We start from the raw sequence: 14,017 nt of genomic DNA on the forward strand, positions 1-14,017 counted from the left end.
GTGACCTGATGCCCCCAACCCGAGGACGATGGCTCCAGAGAGTCACCCGGGTCCGGGCTGCGCGCTGGGGAGCATTGGCGCTGCTGGTGCGACCGGCCTACATCGCGACCGAGTTCCTCGTTGCGACGGCAACGAGAGGCGGCTACAGCTTCGCCTCCGACTCGGTCAGCCGCCTCGGTGAGATCGGGTGCTCCGCGGCGTACTGCTCGCCGCGGCACGAGCTGATGAACGGCTCATTCATCGGCTTCGGCGCACTGCTGGCCGGCGGCGCCGTGCTGCTCTCGCGGCCGCTGGGGCCGTGGGTCACGGGCTTGTTGGTGGTCTCCGGCCTGAGCTCGGTTGCGACGGGCCTTGCGCCCCTCGACCAGGACGCCACTCTGCATGCGATCGCGGCGGCCCCGTTGTTCGTGGCGCAGCCGATCGCGCTGATCGTTCTCGGCGTCCGGTTGCGGAATGACCGCCCGCGTCCAGCTGCGGCGCTCCTCGCAACGGGTGTCCTGACCGGTACGGCGGCCGTGTCGTTCGTGCTCTTCGGTGACGGCCCCGCTTCGGGCGCCCTCGAACGCCTCGCCCTGTGGCCGGTGCTGATCGGGCTGGCCGGGTTCGCGTGGACGCAACTCGCTCCCGATGAGGGTTCAGGCGCCGGTCATTCGGTGACCCGTTCCCACACCGCGTCATGACGTGAGGAACCGGACGTGCAGTCCGTCCTCGTCGCGCACGACGCGGGCCCGCACGCCGTACACCTCCTCGATCAGCTCAGGTGTCAGCACCTCGGCGGGCGGCCCGGTCGCCACGACCCGCCCGTGTCCCAGCACGACCAGTTCATCGCAGAAGGCGGCGGCAAGGTTGAGGTCGTGCAGCGCCATCAACACCGTCACCGGGGCCTGGCGGACCAACCGCAGCAGCTCGATCTGGTGGCGTACGTCGAGGTGGTTGGTCGGCTCGTCGAGGAGCAGCACAGACGGCTCCTGGGCCAGGGCACGTGCCAACTGGACCCGCTGCCTCTCGCCGCCGGACAGCGTGGAGTAGCGGCGATCCAGGTGGGTGGCCACGTTCGTCGCCCGAGCTGCCCGCGTCACCGCGTCCCGATCAGCAGTGGTGGCGCCGTCCCACGGGCGCCGGTGGGGCACCCGCCCGAGATCGATCACGTCGGCCACCCGCGGGTCCTGGTCGGTGTTGACCTCCTGCTCCACGAGCGCCACCCGTTGGGCGAGCCGGCGACGGGGCAGGCGCGCCGCGTCATCACCCTCGACCGTGACGGTGCCGGAGGTCGGCCTCCGGATGGCCGCCAGCATCCGGAGCAGGGACGACTTGCCGGAGCCGTTCGGCCCGAGCAGGCCGACCGACGCACCGACGGGGGCGGTCAGGGTGACGTCCTCGACGATCCGCACGCTTCCGACCGACCAGCAGACGTCCTGAGCTGCGAGTGTCATGCGCGACGCTCCCTGCGGAGAAGGATCGCGATGAAGGCGGGGACGCCGATGATCGCCGTCGCCACTCCGACCGGCAGTTCCTGCGGGTCCAGCACCGTACGCGCCGCGGTGTCGACCCAGACGAGGAAGATCGCGCCCGCCAGCGCAGCCGTCGGGAGCAGCAGCCGGTGCTTGACGCCGACCAGTGCGCGTGCCGCATGGGGCAGGACGAGCCCGACGAAGCCGATCGCCCCCGACGTGCTGACGATGATGGCGGTGATGAGCGCGGTCACCACCAGCAGCACGATCCGCGCACGGGCGACGTTGACCCCGAGGGAGGCCGCGGCGTCCTGCCCGAACGTGAAGGCGTCGAGGGTCGAGGCGTTGGCCAGGCACACGCCGAGACCGACCAGCACCAGGAGGGCGCACACCATCACGTCCGTCCAGCTCGCCGACGCCAGCGAGCCCAGCAGCCAGAAGAGCACCCCGCGGGTCTGCTCGGCGTCGGCTGCCATGTAGACGATGAAGGAGGTCAGCGCGGCGAAGAGCTGCGTGGCCGCCACCCCGGCGAGCAGCACCCGATCGGTCGTGCCTCCGGCAGCGAACGCGAGCACCAGCACCAGCGCGAAGGCGCACAACGCGCCGATGAACGCCCCCGTGGCGAGCCCGATCGAACCGGCCCCCACCCCGAGCACCACGATCGAGACGGCGCCGGTGGAGGCGCCCGACGAGATGCCGAGCACGAACGGATCAGCGAGCGGGTTGCGCAGCAGCGACTGGAGGATGACACCGCACACGGCCAAGCCGGCTCCGCAGAGCGCCGCCAGGAGGGTCCGGGGCATCCTCAGGTTCCACACGATGCCGTCCTGGATCCGGGTCAGTCCGGAGTCCGCACCGGTGAGCTTCGACCACAGGACGGCGCCGACATCGCTCGCGGTCAGGTCGGAGGGGCCGATGGTGACCGCCACGGCCACGGACGCCGCGAGCACCAGCACGCCGCACGTCCAGAGACCGGCGACGCCGACCCGGACCGGGACGGTCCGCAACCGCACGCCGACAGCGTCCTCCGCTCGGCTGTTCACTTGGCTGCTCACCTCGGGCTCAGTCGGCCAGGCCGAGCTCGCGCAGTCCGGCGGCGACGTTCTCGATGCCATACACGGTGCGCAACGAAGGATTCATCTCCGCGCCGGTCACCCGGATGTAGCGCTTGTTCTTCACCGCATCCATCTCGCGGGTCACCGGGTTGGACTCCAGGAACGCGATCTTTGCCTCGGCGGTCTCGGCCGTCTGGCTCTTGCGAGTGAGATCACCGATGATCAGGACGTCGGGGTTGCGCTCGGCAACCGTCTCCCAGTTGATCTGGGGCCACTCGTCGGACGCATCGTCGAACACGTTCTCCAGGCCGAGTTCGCGCGCGATCAGTCCCGGTGCCCCGCAGCACCCCGCCATGTAGGGCGATTCGGAGTTGGCGAACCAGAAGAGTGCCGTCGTGCCCGTCGCATCGACTTCGCTCGCGTCCGCGACCTTCTGCTCCAGCGAGGAGATGAGCTCCTCACCCTTGTCCTCGACGGCGAACAGCTTCGCGAGCTCGCGAATCTCCTTGTGGACCAGCGCCAGCTCGAACGGCTCGTCACGGGCGCCGTCGGAGGAGATCACGCTCTTCCCGTCGCACGAGCTCGGGGCGATGTAGGTGCCGACCCCCAGCTCCTCGAACTGCTCGCGCGATGCGACGCCGCCCTCGCTCAGGTGGCTGATGAACGATGCGGTGACGAAGTCCGGCTCCTTGTCCAGGACGACCTCGAACGCTGGCTTGCCGTCGGTCAACCGGTCGACCCTGGCGTTCTCTGCCTCCAGCGATGGCAGGATCGGGTCGGTCCAGTCCGACGTACCCACCATGCGGTCGGCCAGGCCCAGCGACAGCAGGACCTCCGTGGTCCCCTGGTTGAGCGAGGCGACGCGCTGCGGTGGCGCCTTCACGGTGACCTCGTGATCGCAGTTGTCGATCGTGATCGGGAATCCTTCGGCCGTCGCGGCTCCGGAGTCGTCGGCGGAGTCGAGTCCGCAGGAGGTGAGGGCCAGCAGCGGGGCCAGGGCAGCGGCGAAGAGGTGGGCAGAGCGACGCATGTCGGGTCCTTCGAGGTCGGGGCCCGTCCGCGGAGCCCGTGTCTGACCTCACGGCTGTTGCCGGAGGGCCAGCAGGTCTTCGGACTCGGGTTCAACCGCTTCGGAGCGTCTTCCCAGACCTTGCGGTCCAGTGACATGGTGCTCCGGGCGTCGCCCACACCGCTGCGCGTCAGTCCCGGATTCTCACCGGGTTCCCTACTCCTTGCGGAGTGACTGGCACCTGCACCTTAGCCGACCGGTGCCGAGCGTCAGTCGCGCGGCGCTGCCAGGAACCGGTTGACCCCGCGGAGCACGCGGCCCGGTGAGACCTGGGCGGCAGCGAACATCACCTTCGCCTGCACCCCCACGGCGCGGTGCACGCCGGCGAACCGGCGGGTGCTGGTCGCGGTGGCGAAGACGTCGTCGGCCACGTCGTCGGCGGTCAGACGGATGCCGAGGGTGTCGGTGCTGCGGGTGTGCATGCCGTCGGTCATCGCGGTCGCGACGAAGAGTGGCCACAACGCCTGCACGGTGATGTCGTGATCGCGCCACTCGAGATCGAGCGCCTCGGTGAGGCCACGCACCGCGAACTTGGTGGCGGAGTAGGTCGCCAACTCGGGCTGGCCGTAGATCGCCGAGGCCGATGCGAGATTGATGACCCTGGCACCGGTCGCCCGCGCCAGGTGGGGGAACGCCGTGTGGCAGCCGTTGAGCACGCCACCCACGTTGATCTGCACCATCCGCTGCTGGGCGGCGAGGTCGATCTCCTCGAACCGGCCCGAGCTCAACACGCCTGCGTTGTTGACCAGCACCTCGAGCCGGCCGTCGTTCTCCGCGGTGAACTCGTCGAGCACCCTGACCCAGTTGGCGGCGTCGGTGACGTCGAGTCGACCGGCGCGGATGCCGTCGCCACCGTCGCGGGCCAAGCTGGCGAGCCCGACCTCGTCGACGTCGTACGCCCCGACCAGGAAGCCCGCGCGGGCGAACCGCAGCGCAGTGGCGCGGCCGATGCCTGCGGCGGCGCCAGTGATGAGCACTGCGGGGCGGGTGGGTGACATGGGACCTCCGGGGGACGGGTGCCAGTGGCGTGGTCGTCACAGTCTCACAACGGCCATTGGCAGAGCATGTGGCGGCTGCCACACTGATAACCGACCGATCGGTAGGGAAAGCGGGGACGTATGGCCGACTTCGACGACATCCTGGCGCAGCACGAGCGGATCGAGCCGCGAGACGAGATGCCTGACGGCTACCGCCGGACGCTGGTGCGCCAAATCGCCCAGCACGCCCACTCCGAAGTGATCGGCATGCAGCCGGAGGGCAACTGGATCACCCGGGCCCCGTCGCTGCGCCGCAAGGCGATCCTGCTGGCGAAGGTGCAGGACGAAGCCGGGCACGGGCTCTACCTCTACGCGGCGTGCGAGACCCTCGGAGTCTCCCGGGCGGAACTGACCAACGCACTGTTGACCGGGCGACAGAAGTACTCCTCGATCTTCAACTACCCGGCGTTGTCCTGGGCCGACGTGGGGACCATCGGCTGGCTCGTCGACGGCGCCGCCATCTGCAACCAGGTCCCGTTGTGCCGCACCTCCTACGGACCCTACGGGCGGGCGATGGTGCGCATCTGCAAGGAGGAGTCCTTCCATCAACGGCAGGGCTTCGAGCTGCTGTTCACGATGATGTCGGGCACCGCAGGGCAACGCGCAATGGTGCAGGAGTCCGTCGATCGGTTCTGGTGGCCGGCATTGATGATGTTCGGTCCGCCCGACGCCGACTCGCCCAACACCGCCCAGTCGATGGCCTGGGGCATCAAGCGCGACACCAACGACGAGTTGCGGCAGAAGTTCGTCGACATGACGGTGCCCCAGGCTGCCGCGCTCGGAGTGACGTTGCCCGACCCCGATCTGCGGTGGAACCCCGACCGGGACCACCACGACTTCGGACGGCCCGACTGGGAGGAGTTCCGCCAGGTCGTCTCCGGACACGGACCGTGCAACCGTCAGCGGATCGCCCACAGGCAGGCTGCCCACGACGAGGGAGCCTGGGCGCGGGAAGCGGCGACGGCGTACGCCGCCCACGCGGCTGAGCGGGGAGGTGCGGCGTGACGGTGCCCGAGGAGTGGCCGCTGTGGGAGGTGTTCGTGCGGGCGCGCCGCGGTCTCAACCACGTGCACGTCGGTTCGCTGCACGCGCCGGACGCCGAGCTGGCCGTACGGCATGCTCGCGACGTCTACACCCGGCGCAACGAGGGCGTGAGCATCTGGGTGGTGCGCTCCGCCGAGATCGTGGCGAGCAGCCCCGACGAGAAGGACGCCTTCTTCGAACGGTCGGGCGACAAGGTCTATCGCCACCCGACGTTCTACGACATCCCCGACGACGTCCCGCACCTGTGAGGTCGGCGTGAGCGACTCCGTCTATGCCGGCCTCCTCGGCACCGACCCGAGCCATTGGGCGTTCGGCACCGACTTCGTCGACCCGGTCAGTGAGCTGGGAGACCGGCCGGTCACGGTCCCGGACGGTCAGCGGCGGGAGTTCGCGGTCGCATGCCTGGCGCTGGGCGACGACGCACTGGTGTTCGCCCACCGGCTGTCCGAGTGGTGCAGCCGAGCCCCCGACCTGGAGGAGGACATCGCCCTCGCCAACATCGCGCTCGACCTGTTGGGCCAGGCCCGGGTGCTGTTGGGCCGGGCCGCTGCAGCAGACCCGGACCATGTCGCGGAGTTGACCCGCGACGTACCCGACGGTTCCCCGGCGCCGCCCGAGGACCGGCTTGCCTTCTTCCGGGATGCGCCCCACTTCCGCAACGTGCAACTCGTCGAGCTGCCACGCGGCGACTTCGCCGACGTGGTGGTCAAGGTGCTGCTCTTCGCCACCAGCAGGCGCATGTTGCTGGGTGCGCTGCGGACCAACCCCGATCCGGTGCTGGCTGGCCTCGCGGCCAGGGCGAGCAAGGAGGTCCGCTACCACCAGGGCTTCGCAGCGCGTTGGTTCCGGGTGCTCGCCGGTGGCACGGAGGAGTCGCGCCGGCGCGTTGCCGGGGCACTCGAGATGCTCTGGCCCCGGTTGGACGAACTCGTCGCACCAGATCCGGTGCTGGTCGCCGGCCTCGGTGTCGATCCCGCCGCCGGCGGCGCCCAGGTGTACGCCGACCTCGAGCGTCTCGTCGCCGCGTGCGGTCTCGTGGTGCCCGACGCGGCGCCCCTGTTCGGGGCGCGCGGGAGGTCGGGAACGCACACGGAGGCGCTCTCCCGGATGCTGGCGGAGATGCAGTCGGTCGCGCGCGCCCATCCGTTGGGGGTCTGGTGAACGCGCGGCTGCGTCGGGCCTGGGAGGTGGCGGGCGCCGTACCGGATCCGGAGCTGCCGATGCTCTCGCTCGCTGACCTGGGCGTCCTGCAGCGGGTGGAGGAGTCAGGTGACCGGATCAGGGTGGGGCTCATTCCGACCCATGCCGGTTGTCCGGCGCTGGGGGCGATCCGGGCCGACGTGGTCCGGGCACTTGCGGAGGCGGGCATCGACGCCGAGGTGCGGATCGATCCGACGCCTGCCTGGACCAGCGACCTGATCAGCGCTCGCGGCCGGGAGGCGTTGCGCGAGGCGGGGATCGCGCCACCGGGGCCGGTCGGCGGGCGCGAGGAGGCAGAAGGTGTCGAGTCGACGGGGTTGGAGCTGGGGCCGACGCGGTTCGCGGCGAGCTCCGAGGCGGAGGCGGCGCTGACCTGCCCGCGGTGCGGCTCGTCGGAGGTCGAGGTGCTCTCGGAGTTCGGGCCCACCCCGTGCCTGATGCTGGCCCGTTGCCTCGGCTGCGCAGAGCCCTTCGAGCACGTGAAGGAGCACTGAGGTGCCCACGGGATTCGCAACGCTGACCGTGGCCCGGGTCGACCGGCTCTGCGACGACGCGGTGGCGGTGGAGTTCGACGAGGCACCGGGGTTCGACTTCGTCGCCGGCCAGTCGCTCACCGTCCGCAGGACGGTCGACGAGGTGGAGCACCGTCGTACCTATTCGCTCTGCTCTCCCGAGGACGCGCAACCGCGGATCGGGGTGCGCGAGGTGCCCGGTGGGACGGTGAGTCCGTGGCTGGTGCGTGAGGTGCGACCCGGCGACCAGGTGGAGGCGATGGCGCCGAGCGGTCGGTTCGCGTTGATCGAGCCGAAGGGCAGCCACCTGTGCGTGGCGGCCGGTTCGGGCATCACTCCGATCCTCTCGATCGCCGCGACGGTCTTGGCCGCGGGCGGGTCCGTCACGCTGCTCTACGGCAATCGTGGCGTGGACTCGGTGATGTTCGCCGAGGAGCTCTCCGACCTCAAGGACGCCCATCCGAGCCGGTTCCACCTGGTCCACCTGCTCTCGCGCGAGCCGCGTGACCCCGAGCTCTTCTCCGGGCGCATCGATGCCGAGCGGCTTGCGCGCTTGCTCACCGACATCGTGCCGCCGAGATTCGACCACGCGTGGCTGTGCGGACCGTGGCCGATGGTCGAGGCTGCCAAGGAGGTGCTGGCGGCGCACGGCGTCTCGCGTGAGCGCACCCATGCGGAGCTGTTCTTCGTCGACGAGCCGCCACCGCCCCCGGTCCGCGTCCAGCAGTCGCCCGCCACCGACAGCGTCGAGGTGCAGGTGGTGCTCGAGGGGCGTCGTACCTCCACGCAGGTGGCGCCGGGCACCACGGTGCTCGACGGGGTGCAGGCGACTCGGGCCGACCTCCCGTTCGCCTGCAAGGGCGGCGTGTGCGGCACCTGTCGCGCGAAGCTCGTCGAGGGCGAGGTGGAGATGCGGCGCAACTACGCGCTCGATCCGTCCGAACTCGCGGACGGGTTCGTGCTCACCTGTCAGGCCGTGCCCACAGGAGCGCGGGTCACCGTCGACTTCGACGCCTGACGAGCGGGCCGTCAGCGGGGGAGGAGGCCGCCCAAGCTGACCGCCACGACGGTCTCGGCGATGGCGGAGGCGTCGTACGCGCCCTCGGGCAGGTACCACTCGACCAGGGAGTTGACCATGCCGAAGAGGAGCCGGCTGACCACATCAGGATCGACGTCGCCGCGCAGCTGACCGGAGTCGCGGGCGGCGCGCACCAACGAGGCGAGCTGGTGGTCGAGGTCACGGCGGCGCTCGAGGGCGATGGCCTCTGCCTCGCTGTTGCCGCGCACCCGAAGCAGCAGCGTGACCGCCGGCTGGTGGGCGACGAGCACCTCGACGCTGTGGCGCAGGACGTCGGTGAGCACCTCGAGCGGGTCGTCGCCGGTCTCGAGGCGCCGACCGGCCGCGGCGACGACCTCGGTGACCTCCGTCAGCGCGTCCTCGAGCGCGGCCACCAGCAACTGCTCCTTGCTGTCCACGTGGTGGTAGAGAGTGGCCTTGCTGATGCCGAGGCGCTTGGCGAGGTCTCCCATCGAGGTGGCGTCGTAGCCCCGCTCGGTGAAGAGGTCGATCGCCCCGCGCAGCACCGCGGCCCGGTCGTGACCTGGGCGGCCGCGGCGCGGCACGGGGTCGATGCTCACGCGTTCGGGCCGGTGCCGCCGGAGGCGTTGTCGTCGGAGTCGGACTCCTCGTCCTCGTCGCGGCGGCTGCGCATGACGGCGACGACTGCCAGGGCGGCGGTCACCACGACGACACCACCGATGGTCCACAGCGCCCACTCGGGGAAGTCGCTCTGGTCCTGGTCGGAGAGCGACTTGGCCTCGCTCGGCTCGGGCAGCGCGTCGATCTCGCAGGCCAGCGGGTCGGCCGCCTCGCCGCCCTCGGCGACGCTGAACTGGTAGTTGCCACGTACCACGTGCCCGTCGGCAGAGGTCACCTCGTAGCGGACCGTGTGGACGCCGGGCTCCAGAGGCTCGACGCGGGTGCAGACGAAGCTTCCGTCGCCACCGGCCTGGCTGGCACTGACCTCGAGCGGGCTCTCGTCCTTGTCGAGCACCGCGACCTCGAGATCACCACTGGGATCGATCACCTCACCGAACTGCAGGGCGATCAGCTCGGTGCCGACGTTCACCTCCTGGCCGGAAGCGGGCCCGGAGTCGAGCAGCGTGGTGTGGGCCTGGGCCGGCATCGCCAGGGCGAGCAGGCCGACGGCGAGCGCGGTCGGCACCGCCGCTCGGAGTGAGGCGCGGAGACCGCGACGACGAGATGGTTGCAGACGCATGGCTCCCATTGTGCCCACCCGAGAAAGTGCGCGGGCGCCCGGCCGTACGTCGCCCGCGGGCAGTGGTTCAGGCGGTCTGCGGGCCGGTCGCCGTGCCGCCGAGGAGATCGCTGAGGAACTTGCCGATCGGGTAGTCCTCGAGCAACGGCTCCCGGTCGGGGAGCGGACCACCGGCGATGACCGCGTCGACTCGCTCGCACGCTCGCTCGACCAACGATCGATGGGCGTCGGTCACGTCGTCGGCCATGTCGAAGAACATCACGAAGGTGAGTACGTCGCCGGTACGCACGATGGTCAACGCGAAGGAGATCGGGATCGTCATCGGGGCGAGGGCAGCCGTTCCCGATGCCGTGACGGTCAGCTGCTGATCGGCTCCCGGGGCCCACGTCTCCTCGTCCTGCTCGACGTCGAACTGCCAACGCATGCCCGACTCGTCGGTCTCGTCGACCTCGGTGCATTTCCCGGTCTGCTCGCCCAGCTTCTGCAGCAGCTCGGCTGCCTTGTCGCCGTCGCCGCTGTCAGTGATGCTGTGGAGCACCATCGGCAGCTGCGGGTCGTCGACGGCCTGGAACTCCGCCTCAGGTTCGCCGTCATCGTTGTCCCTGTCGCGTTGGCCGGCACCAGGCACGTCGAAGTCGAAGAGGCACCCGAAGTCGGGGGCGCCACCGCCGTCGCGCTCGTCGTCGGGCGCGACCTGGAAGCCGGAGCCCAGGTCCTCCACGGTGAGCAGGGCCGGCTCGAGCCAGGCCTGGTCGGGCCGGCCGCTGGCGTCGTCGCCGTCGGAGCACGCGGTCACGGAGACGGCGAGCAGGAGCGAGGCCACGGCGGGGACGAGGCGTCGGAAGCGCATGGGCGCACGCTACTCGTCGGCGTACGTCGCCCCGCGAGCCCGCGCTAACGGCTCGTGGACACCGCTCGTCGGAGCCTGGTCGAGGGTGTCCCACGGCGTGTCTGTCGGCCCGGGCAGGTATACCTCAACCCATGGCTCTCTTGCTCCACCGCGCAGAACGCACCGATCGGCTCGCCGACGGGCTGGCCGAGGTGCTGCGCACTCCACTTGCCGACCCGTTCGCCGACGAGGTCGTGGCGGTGCCGGCGCGCGGGGTGGAGCGGTGGCTCGGGCAGCGACTCTCGCACCGGCTCGGGGTCGGGGCCCGCGGAGGTGACGGAGTCTGCGCCGGGGTGCGCTTCGTGTCGCCCCACTCCCTGGTGTCGATGCTGCTCGACCGTGACCGCGACGATCCGTGGGACCCCGACCGTCTGGTCTGGCCGCTGCTGGCAGCCATCGACGAGGCGATGGGGGAACCGTGGGCCCACACCCTCGCGACCCACCTCGGCCACGGACTCGAGGGGCCGGAGGCGGAGGTGCGGAGCAACCGCCGCTACTCGGTCGCACGCCGACTGGCTGGTCTGCTGGCCGCAGCGGCGGGGCAGCGGCCCGACATGCTCGTCGGTTGGGAGCGTGGCGACGAGACCGACGGTGCCGGTCGGGTGCTGCCCGACGACCTGGCCTGGCAACCGGAGCTGTGGCGTCGGGTGGTGGACCGGGTCAGGGCGCCCTCGCCGGGCGTCCGACTGAGCGACACGTTGGAGCGCCTTGCGCGCGGAGGCGATGCGCTCGATCTGCCCGGGCGGCTCTCCCTCTTCGGTCACACCCGGTTGACGCGCAGCGAGGTGCGGATCATCGGCGCGCTCGCCCGAGTGCGTGACGTGCATCTCTGGCTTCCGCAACCGTCGCTGGCCCTGTGGGAGCAACTCGGTGAACTCTCCGCTGCAGGGCCCGTGCCCCGCCGCGACGACCACAGCGCCGAGTCCGTGCAGAATCCGGTGCTGGCCAGCCTCGGGCGCGACTCCCGCGAGCTGCAACGCACCCTCGCCGAGGCCGGGGAGATCCACGATCACGCGCTCCCGCTCGCCGACGAGGCCCCGCAGACACTGCTGGGAAGGTTGCAGGCCGACATCCGCGCCAACCGGGCACCGCGTCCGGGCCCGGTCGTCGAAGGCGACGACTCCTTCCAGGTGCACTCCTGCCACGGCCCGTCGCGCCAGGTCGAGGTGTTGCGCGAGGTGTTGGTCGGGCTGCTTGCCGACGACCGCGATCTCGAGCCCCGCGACGTGTTGGTGATGTGTCCCGACATCGAGACCTACGCGCCGCTGATCCAGGCCGGCTTCGGTCTGGGTGAGATCGCAGACGAGGGTCACCCCGCCCACCGGTTGAGGGTGCGCCTGGCCGACCGTTCCCTGGCCGCGACCAACCCGCTGCTTGCAGTCGCTGCCCGGCTCGTCGAGCTCGCCGGCGGCCGGGTCACCGCGACGGACGTGCTCGATCTGCTGGCCAACCCGGCAGTCGCTGAGCGGTTCCGTTTGCAGACCGACGACCACTCCCGCATCGCCCGCTGGATTGCCGACGCCGGGGTGCGCTGGGGCATCGACGCCGCAGCCCGTGCCGACTACCACCTCGACCGTTTCGGACAGAACACCTGGCGCGCCGGCATCGACCGGTTGTTGCTGGGCGTCGCGATGGCGGACGACGATCATGGCCGACTCGGGGTCGCGCTGCCGCTCGACGACGTCTCCTCCGGTGACATCGACCTGGTCGGCAAGGTCACGGAATATGTCGACCGGATCGCTGCTGCCCTCGAGGCCCTGCAGACGGCACACGCCGTGGAGCAGTGGGCTGCCGCGTTGGGGGAGGCAGTCAGTGCTCTCACCAAGGTTCCTGCCGACCGGGCCTGGCAGGCGACCCAGTTCGAGCGCGAGCTGGCGACGATCAGGCAGGCGGCCGCCTCCGGGACGACGGCGCTGCGGCTCACCGACGTGCGCTCGCTGCTCCAGCACCGGCTGGCTGGCCGACCGACTCGAGCCAACTTCCGCACCGGCACCCTCACCGTCTCCACGATGGTGCCGATGCGTTCGGTGCCCCACAAGGTGATCTGCCTGGTCGGACTCGACGACGGGGCCTTTCCACGGGTTGGCACGATCGACGGCGACGACCTGCTCGGCCGCGACCCGTTGACCGGAGAACGTGACCTGCGCAGCGAAGACCGGCAGCTGCTCCTCGATGCGGTCCTGGCAGCCACGGAGAAGCTGGTGATCACCTACAGCGGCGCCAACGAGCACACCGGCTCGGAGCGTCCTCCCGCCGTGCCTGTCGGCGAGCTGCTCGACGCCGCCGAGCTGACCGCGCCCGAGGCGCAGGTGCGCATCGACCACCCGTTGCAGTCGTTCGACCGCCGCAACCTGGTGCCCGGGCTGGTGCCGGGAAGCGACCGGCCGTTCAGCTTCGATGCAGCAGCGCTCGCCGGAGCCCGGGTGGCGGTGCGCGACCGGGTGCAACGCCCGCCGCTGCTCACCGACCCGCTTCCGGCGCTGCCCGCCGGTGACGTGTCGCTGGACGAGCTGATCGGCTTCCACACCCACCCGGTGCGAGAGTTCCTGCGACACCGGCTCGACGTCACCACGCCGCTGGAGGCCGAGCTGGCCGAGGTGGCCATCCCGATCGAGCTCGACGCCCTGGCCACGTGGGGCATCGGCGACCGGTTGTTGCGGGCGGTGCTCGAGGGCCGCGACCCCTCGGCGAGCATGTTCGCCGAGCAGTTGCGCGGTTTCCTGCCGCCGGGCCAGCTCGGCGTCCGCACCCTGCGCGAGGTCACGACCAAGGTGCAGGAGATCGTCACCAGCACCCACGGCCTGCGCGCCGAGGAGGCGCGGACGGTCGACGTCGACATCGACCTGGGTGGTGGGCGGCGACTCACCGGCACGGTCACCGACGTACGCGGGCACCAGCGCTTGGTCGTCGGCTACTCGGGGGTGCGAGCTCGACAGCGCCTCGACAACTGGATCAACCTGCTGGCCCTCTCTGCCGGCCACCCCGACCAGCACTGGACCGCGATGGTGGTCGGCAAGGGCAAGGGTGCCCCGGCACGCAGCCTGGCCGGTCCGGTCGACCACCGGGCGGTGGAGTGGCTGCGCACCTTGGTCGAGATCCGCGACCGCGGCCTGTGTGCCCCGTTGCCGTTGCCACTGCGCACCGGCATGGCGTGGGCGGAGGCCCGGGCGCGCGCAGACTCCGGTGCCCCTGCTGATCCGGAGGTCTCTGCCCGCCGCGAGTGGGAGACCGACCGCAACCGCGGCAACGCCCCCAGCGGCGACCAGGACGATCCCTTCCACAAGCTGGTGTGGGGTGACGCGGCACCGTTCGAACGGCTCACCGCGCCGGTGGTGCCCGACGAGCCGGAAGCCGACTCCGTGCACCGCCTCGACCAGCTCTCCCGGCAGGTGTGGGGGCCGCTGCTGGTGCAGGGCCTCGGAAGGTGGGTCCGCTGTGACCGGACCGAGCGCTGGTGAGCGATCAGAGGCCGTGATCGACG

14 protein-coding genes and 1 riboswitch are annotated in these 14,017 nt (G+C 70.8%); of the genes, 7 read left to right on the top strand and 7 right to left on the bottom strand.

The features are described 5' to 3' along the window. The first annotated feature begins 8 nt into the window (after window positions 1–8). Window positions 9–680, top strand: coding sequence for a DUF998 domain-containing protein (locus L1066_RS00600; RefSeq protein ID WP_235734432.1), 672 nt, complete (start codon window positions 9–11; stop codon window positions 678–680). Here the strand turns inward: L1066_RS00600 and L1066_RS00605 are convergent. The 4 genes from L1066_RS00605 to L1066_RS00620 all read right to left on the bottom strand — a co-directional run bounded on the left by L1066_RS00605 (window position 675) and on the right by L1066_RS00620 (window position 4,573). Further along, the gene (locus tag L1066_RS00605) at window positions 675–1,433 is read right to left on the bottom strand and encodes an ABC transporter ATP-binding protein (protein WP_235734433.1); all 759 of its coding nucleotides are present in this window, start codon (window positions 1,431–1,433) and stop codon (window positions 675–677) included. The genes L1066_RS00600 and L1066_RS00605 overlap by 6 nt on opposite strands. Then, window positions 1,430–2,494 carry a FecCD family ABC transporter permease gene (locus tag L1066_RS00610; protein ID WP_235734434.1) on the bottom strand — a complete coding sequence of 355 codons (1,065 nt, stop codon included), beginning with the start codon at window positions 2,492–2,494 and terminating at the stop codon, window positions 1,430–1,432. The genes L1066_RS00605 and L1066_RS00610 overlap by 4 nt, the downstream gene beginning before the upstream one ends. Window positions 2,495–2,513: 19 nt before the next feature. Further along, on the bottom strand, window positions 2,514–3,536 hold the full coding sequence (locus L1066_RS00615; protein WP_235734435.1) for an ABC transporter substrate-binding protein: 1,023 nt from the start codon (window positions 3,534–3,536) through the stop codon (window positions 2,514–2,516). Between the two features lie 53 nt (window positions 3,537–3,589). Next, a riboswitch (cobalamin riboswitch) is annotated at window positions 3,590–3,769 on the bottom strand. Between the two features lie 15 nt (window positions 3,770–3,784). Next, window positions 3,785–4,573 (bottom strand): SDR family oxidoreductase, encoded by a 789-nt coding sequence (locus L1066_RS00620; protein WP_235734436.1) that lies wholly within the window; start codon window positions 4,571–4,573, stop codon window positions 3,785–3,787. A 120-nt stretch (window positions 4,574–4,693) separates the two neighbouring features. Here L1066_RS00620 and paaA point away from each other — a divergent pair, with 120 nt between their 5' ends. From paaA to L1066_RS00645, 5 genes are read left to right on the top strand one after another with little or no spacing between them, the layout of a single operon-like run. Continuing rightward, the gene (paaA, locus tag L1066_RS00625) at window positions 4,694–5,617 is read left to right on the top strand and encodes a 1,2-phenylacetyl-CoA epoxidase subunit PaaA (RefSeq protein ID WP_235734437.1); all 924 of its coding nucleotides are present in this window, start codon (window positions 4,694–4,696) and stop codon (window positions 5,615–5,617) included. Next, entirely contained in the window at window positions 5,614–5,904 is a 291-nt protein-coding gene (gene paaB, locus L1066_RS00630; RefSeq protein WP_446499884.1) for a 1,2-phenylacetyl-CoA epoxidase subunit PaaB, read from the top strand. Before paaA ends, paaB begins: the two co-directional genes overlap by 4 nt. A gap of 7 nt (window positions 5,905–5,911) precedes the next feature. Then, a complete protein-coding gene (gene paaC, locus L1066_RS00635; protein WP_235734438.1) occupies window positions 5,912–6,817 on the top strand; it encodes a 1,2-phenylacetyl-CoA epoxidase subunit PaaC in 906 nt (301 codons plus the stop codon). Then, window positions 6,814–7,350, top strand: a complete 537-nt coding sequence (gene paaD / locus L1066_RS00640; RefSeq protein WP_235734439.1) for a 1,2-phenylacetyl-CoA epoxidase subunit PaaD — start codon at window positions 6,814–6,816, stop codon at window positions 7,348–7,350. Before paaC ends, paaD begins: the two co-directional genes overlap by 4 nt. A gap of 1 nt (window position 7,351) precedes the next feature. Further along, window positions 7,352–8,386 (top strand): 2Fe-2S iron-sulfur cluster-binding protein, encoded by a 1,035-nt coding sequence (locus L1066_RS00645; RefSeq protein ID WP_235734440.1) that lies wholly within the window; start codon window positions 7,352–7,354, stop codon window positions 8,384–8,386. Window positions 8,387–8,397: 11 nt separating this feature from the next. On the opposite strand, the gene L1066_RS00650 is transcribed toward L1066_RS00645, so the two are convergent. The 3 genes from L1066_RS00650 to L1066_RS00660 form a co-directional block, all read right to left on the bottom strand. Continuing rightward, entirely contained in the window at window positions 8,398–9,006 is a 609-nt protein-coding gene (locus L1066_RS00650; RefSeq protein ID WP_235734441.1) for a TetR/AcrR family transcriptional regulator, read from the bottom strand. After that, on the bottom strand, window positions 9,003–9,647 hold the full coding sequence (locus tag L1066_RS00655) for a copper resistance CopC family protein (RefSeq protein ID WP_235734442.1): 645 nt from the start codon (window positions 9,645–9,647) through the stop codon (window positions 9,003–9,005). The genes L1066_RS00650 and L1066_RS00655 overlap by 4 nt, the downstream gene beginning before the upstream one ends. 67 nt (window positions 9,648–9,714) lie before the next feature. Beyond that, window positions 9,715–10,497 (bottom strand): hypothetical protein, encoded by a 783-nt coding sequence (locus L1066_RS00660; protein WP_235734443.1) that lies wholly within the window; start codon window positions 10,495–10,497, stop codon window positions 9,715–9,717. A gap of 131 nt (window positions 10,498–10,628) precedes the next feature. On the opposite strand from L1066_RS00660, the gene recC reads away from it, so the two are divergent. Beyond that, entirely contained in the window at window positions 10,629–13,994 is a 3,366-nt protein-coding gene (recC, locus tag L1066_RS00665; RefSeq protein WP_235734444.1) for an exodeoxyribonuclease V subunit gamma, read from the top strand. The last annotated feature ends 23 nt before the right edge of the window (window positions 13,995–14,017 follow it).

The sequence above is a fragment of the Nocardioides alcanivorans genome (assembly GCF_021555175.1).
In the GTDB taxonomy this organism is placed as follows: Bacteria; Actinomycetota; Actinomycetes; order Propionibacteriales; family Nocardioidaceae; genus Nocardioides; species Nocardioides alcanivorans.

What these genes read in the sequence shown, in the direction of transcription:
- L1066_RS00660 (WP_235734443.1), bottom strand. Translation starts at nt 10,497, where the DNA reads ATGCGCTTCCGACGCCTCGTCCCCGCCGTGGCCTCGCTCCTGCTCGCC.
- paaA (WP_235734437.1), top strand. Translation starts at nt 4,694, where the DNA reads ATGGCCGACTTCGACGACATCCTGGCGCAGCACGAGCGGATCGAGCCG.
- L1066_RS00605 (WP_235734433.1), bottom strand. Translation starts at nt 1,433, where the DNA reads ATGACACTCGCAGCTCAGGACGTCTGCTGGTCGGTCGGAAGCGTGCGG.
- recC (WP_235734444.1), top strand. Translation starts at nt 10,629, where the DNA reads ATGGCTCTCTTGCTCCACCGCGCAGAACGCACCGATCGGCTCGCCGAC.
- L1066_RS00600 (WP_235734432.1), top strand. Translation starts at nt 9, where the DNA reads ATGCCCCCAACCCGAGGACGATGGCTCCAGAGAGTCACCCGGGTCCGG.
- L1066_RS00620 (WP_235734436.1), bottom strand. Translation starts at nt 4,573, where the DNA reads ATGTCACCCACCCGCCCCGCAGTGCTCATCACTGGCGCCGCCGCAGGC.
- L1066_RS00655 (WP_235734442.1), bottom strand. Translation starts at nt 9,647, where the DNA reads ATGCGTCTGCAACCATCTCGTCGTCGCGGTCTCCGCGCCTCACTCCGA.
- L1066_RS00615 (WP_235734435.1), bottom strand. Translation starts at nt 3,536, where the DNA reads ATGCGTCGCTCTGCCCACCTCTTCGCCGCTGCCCTGGCCCCGCTGCTG.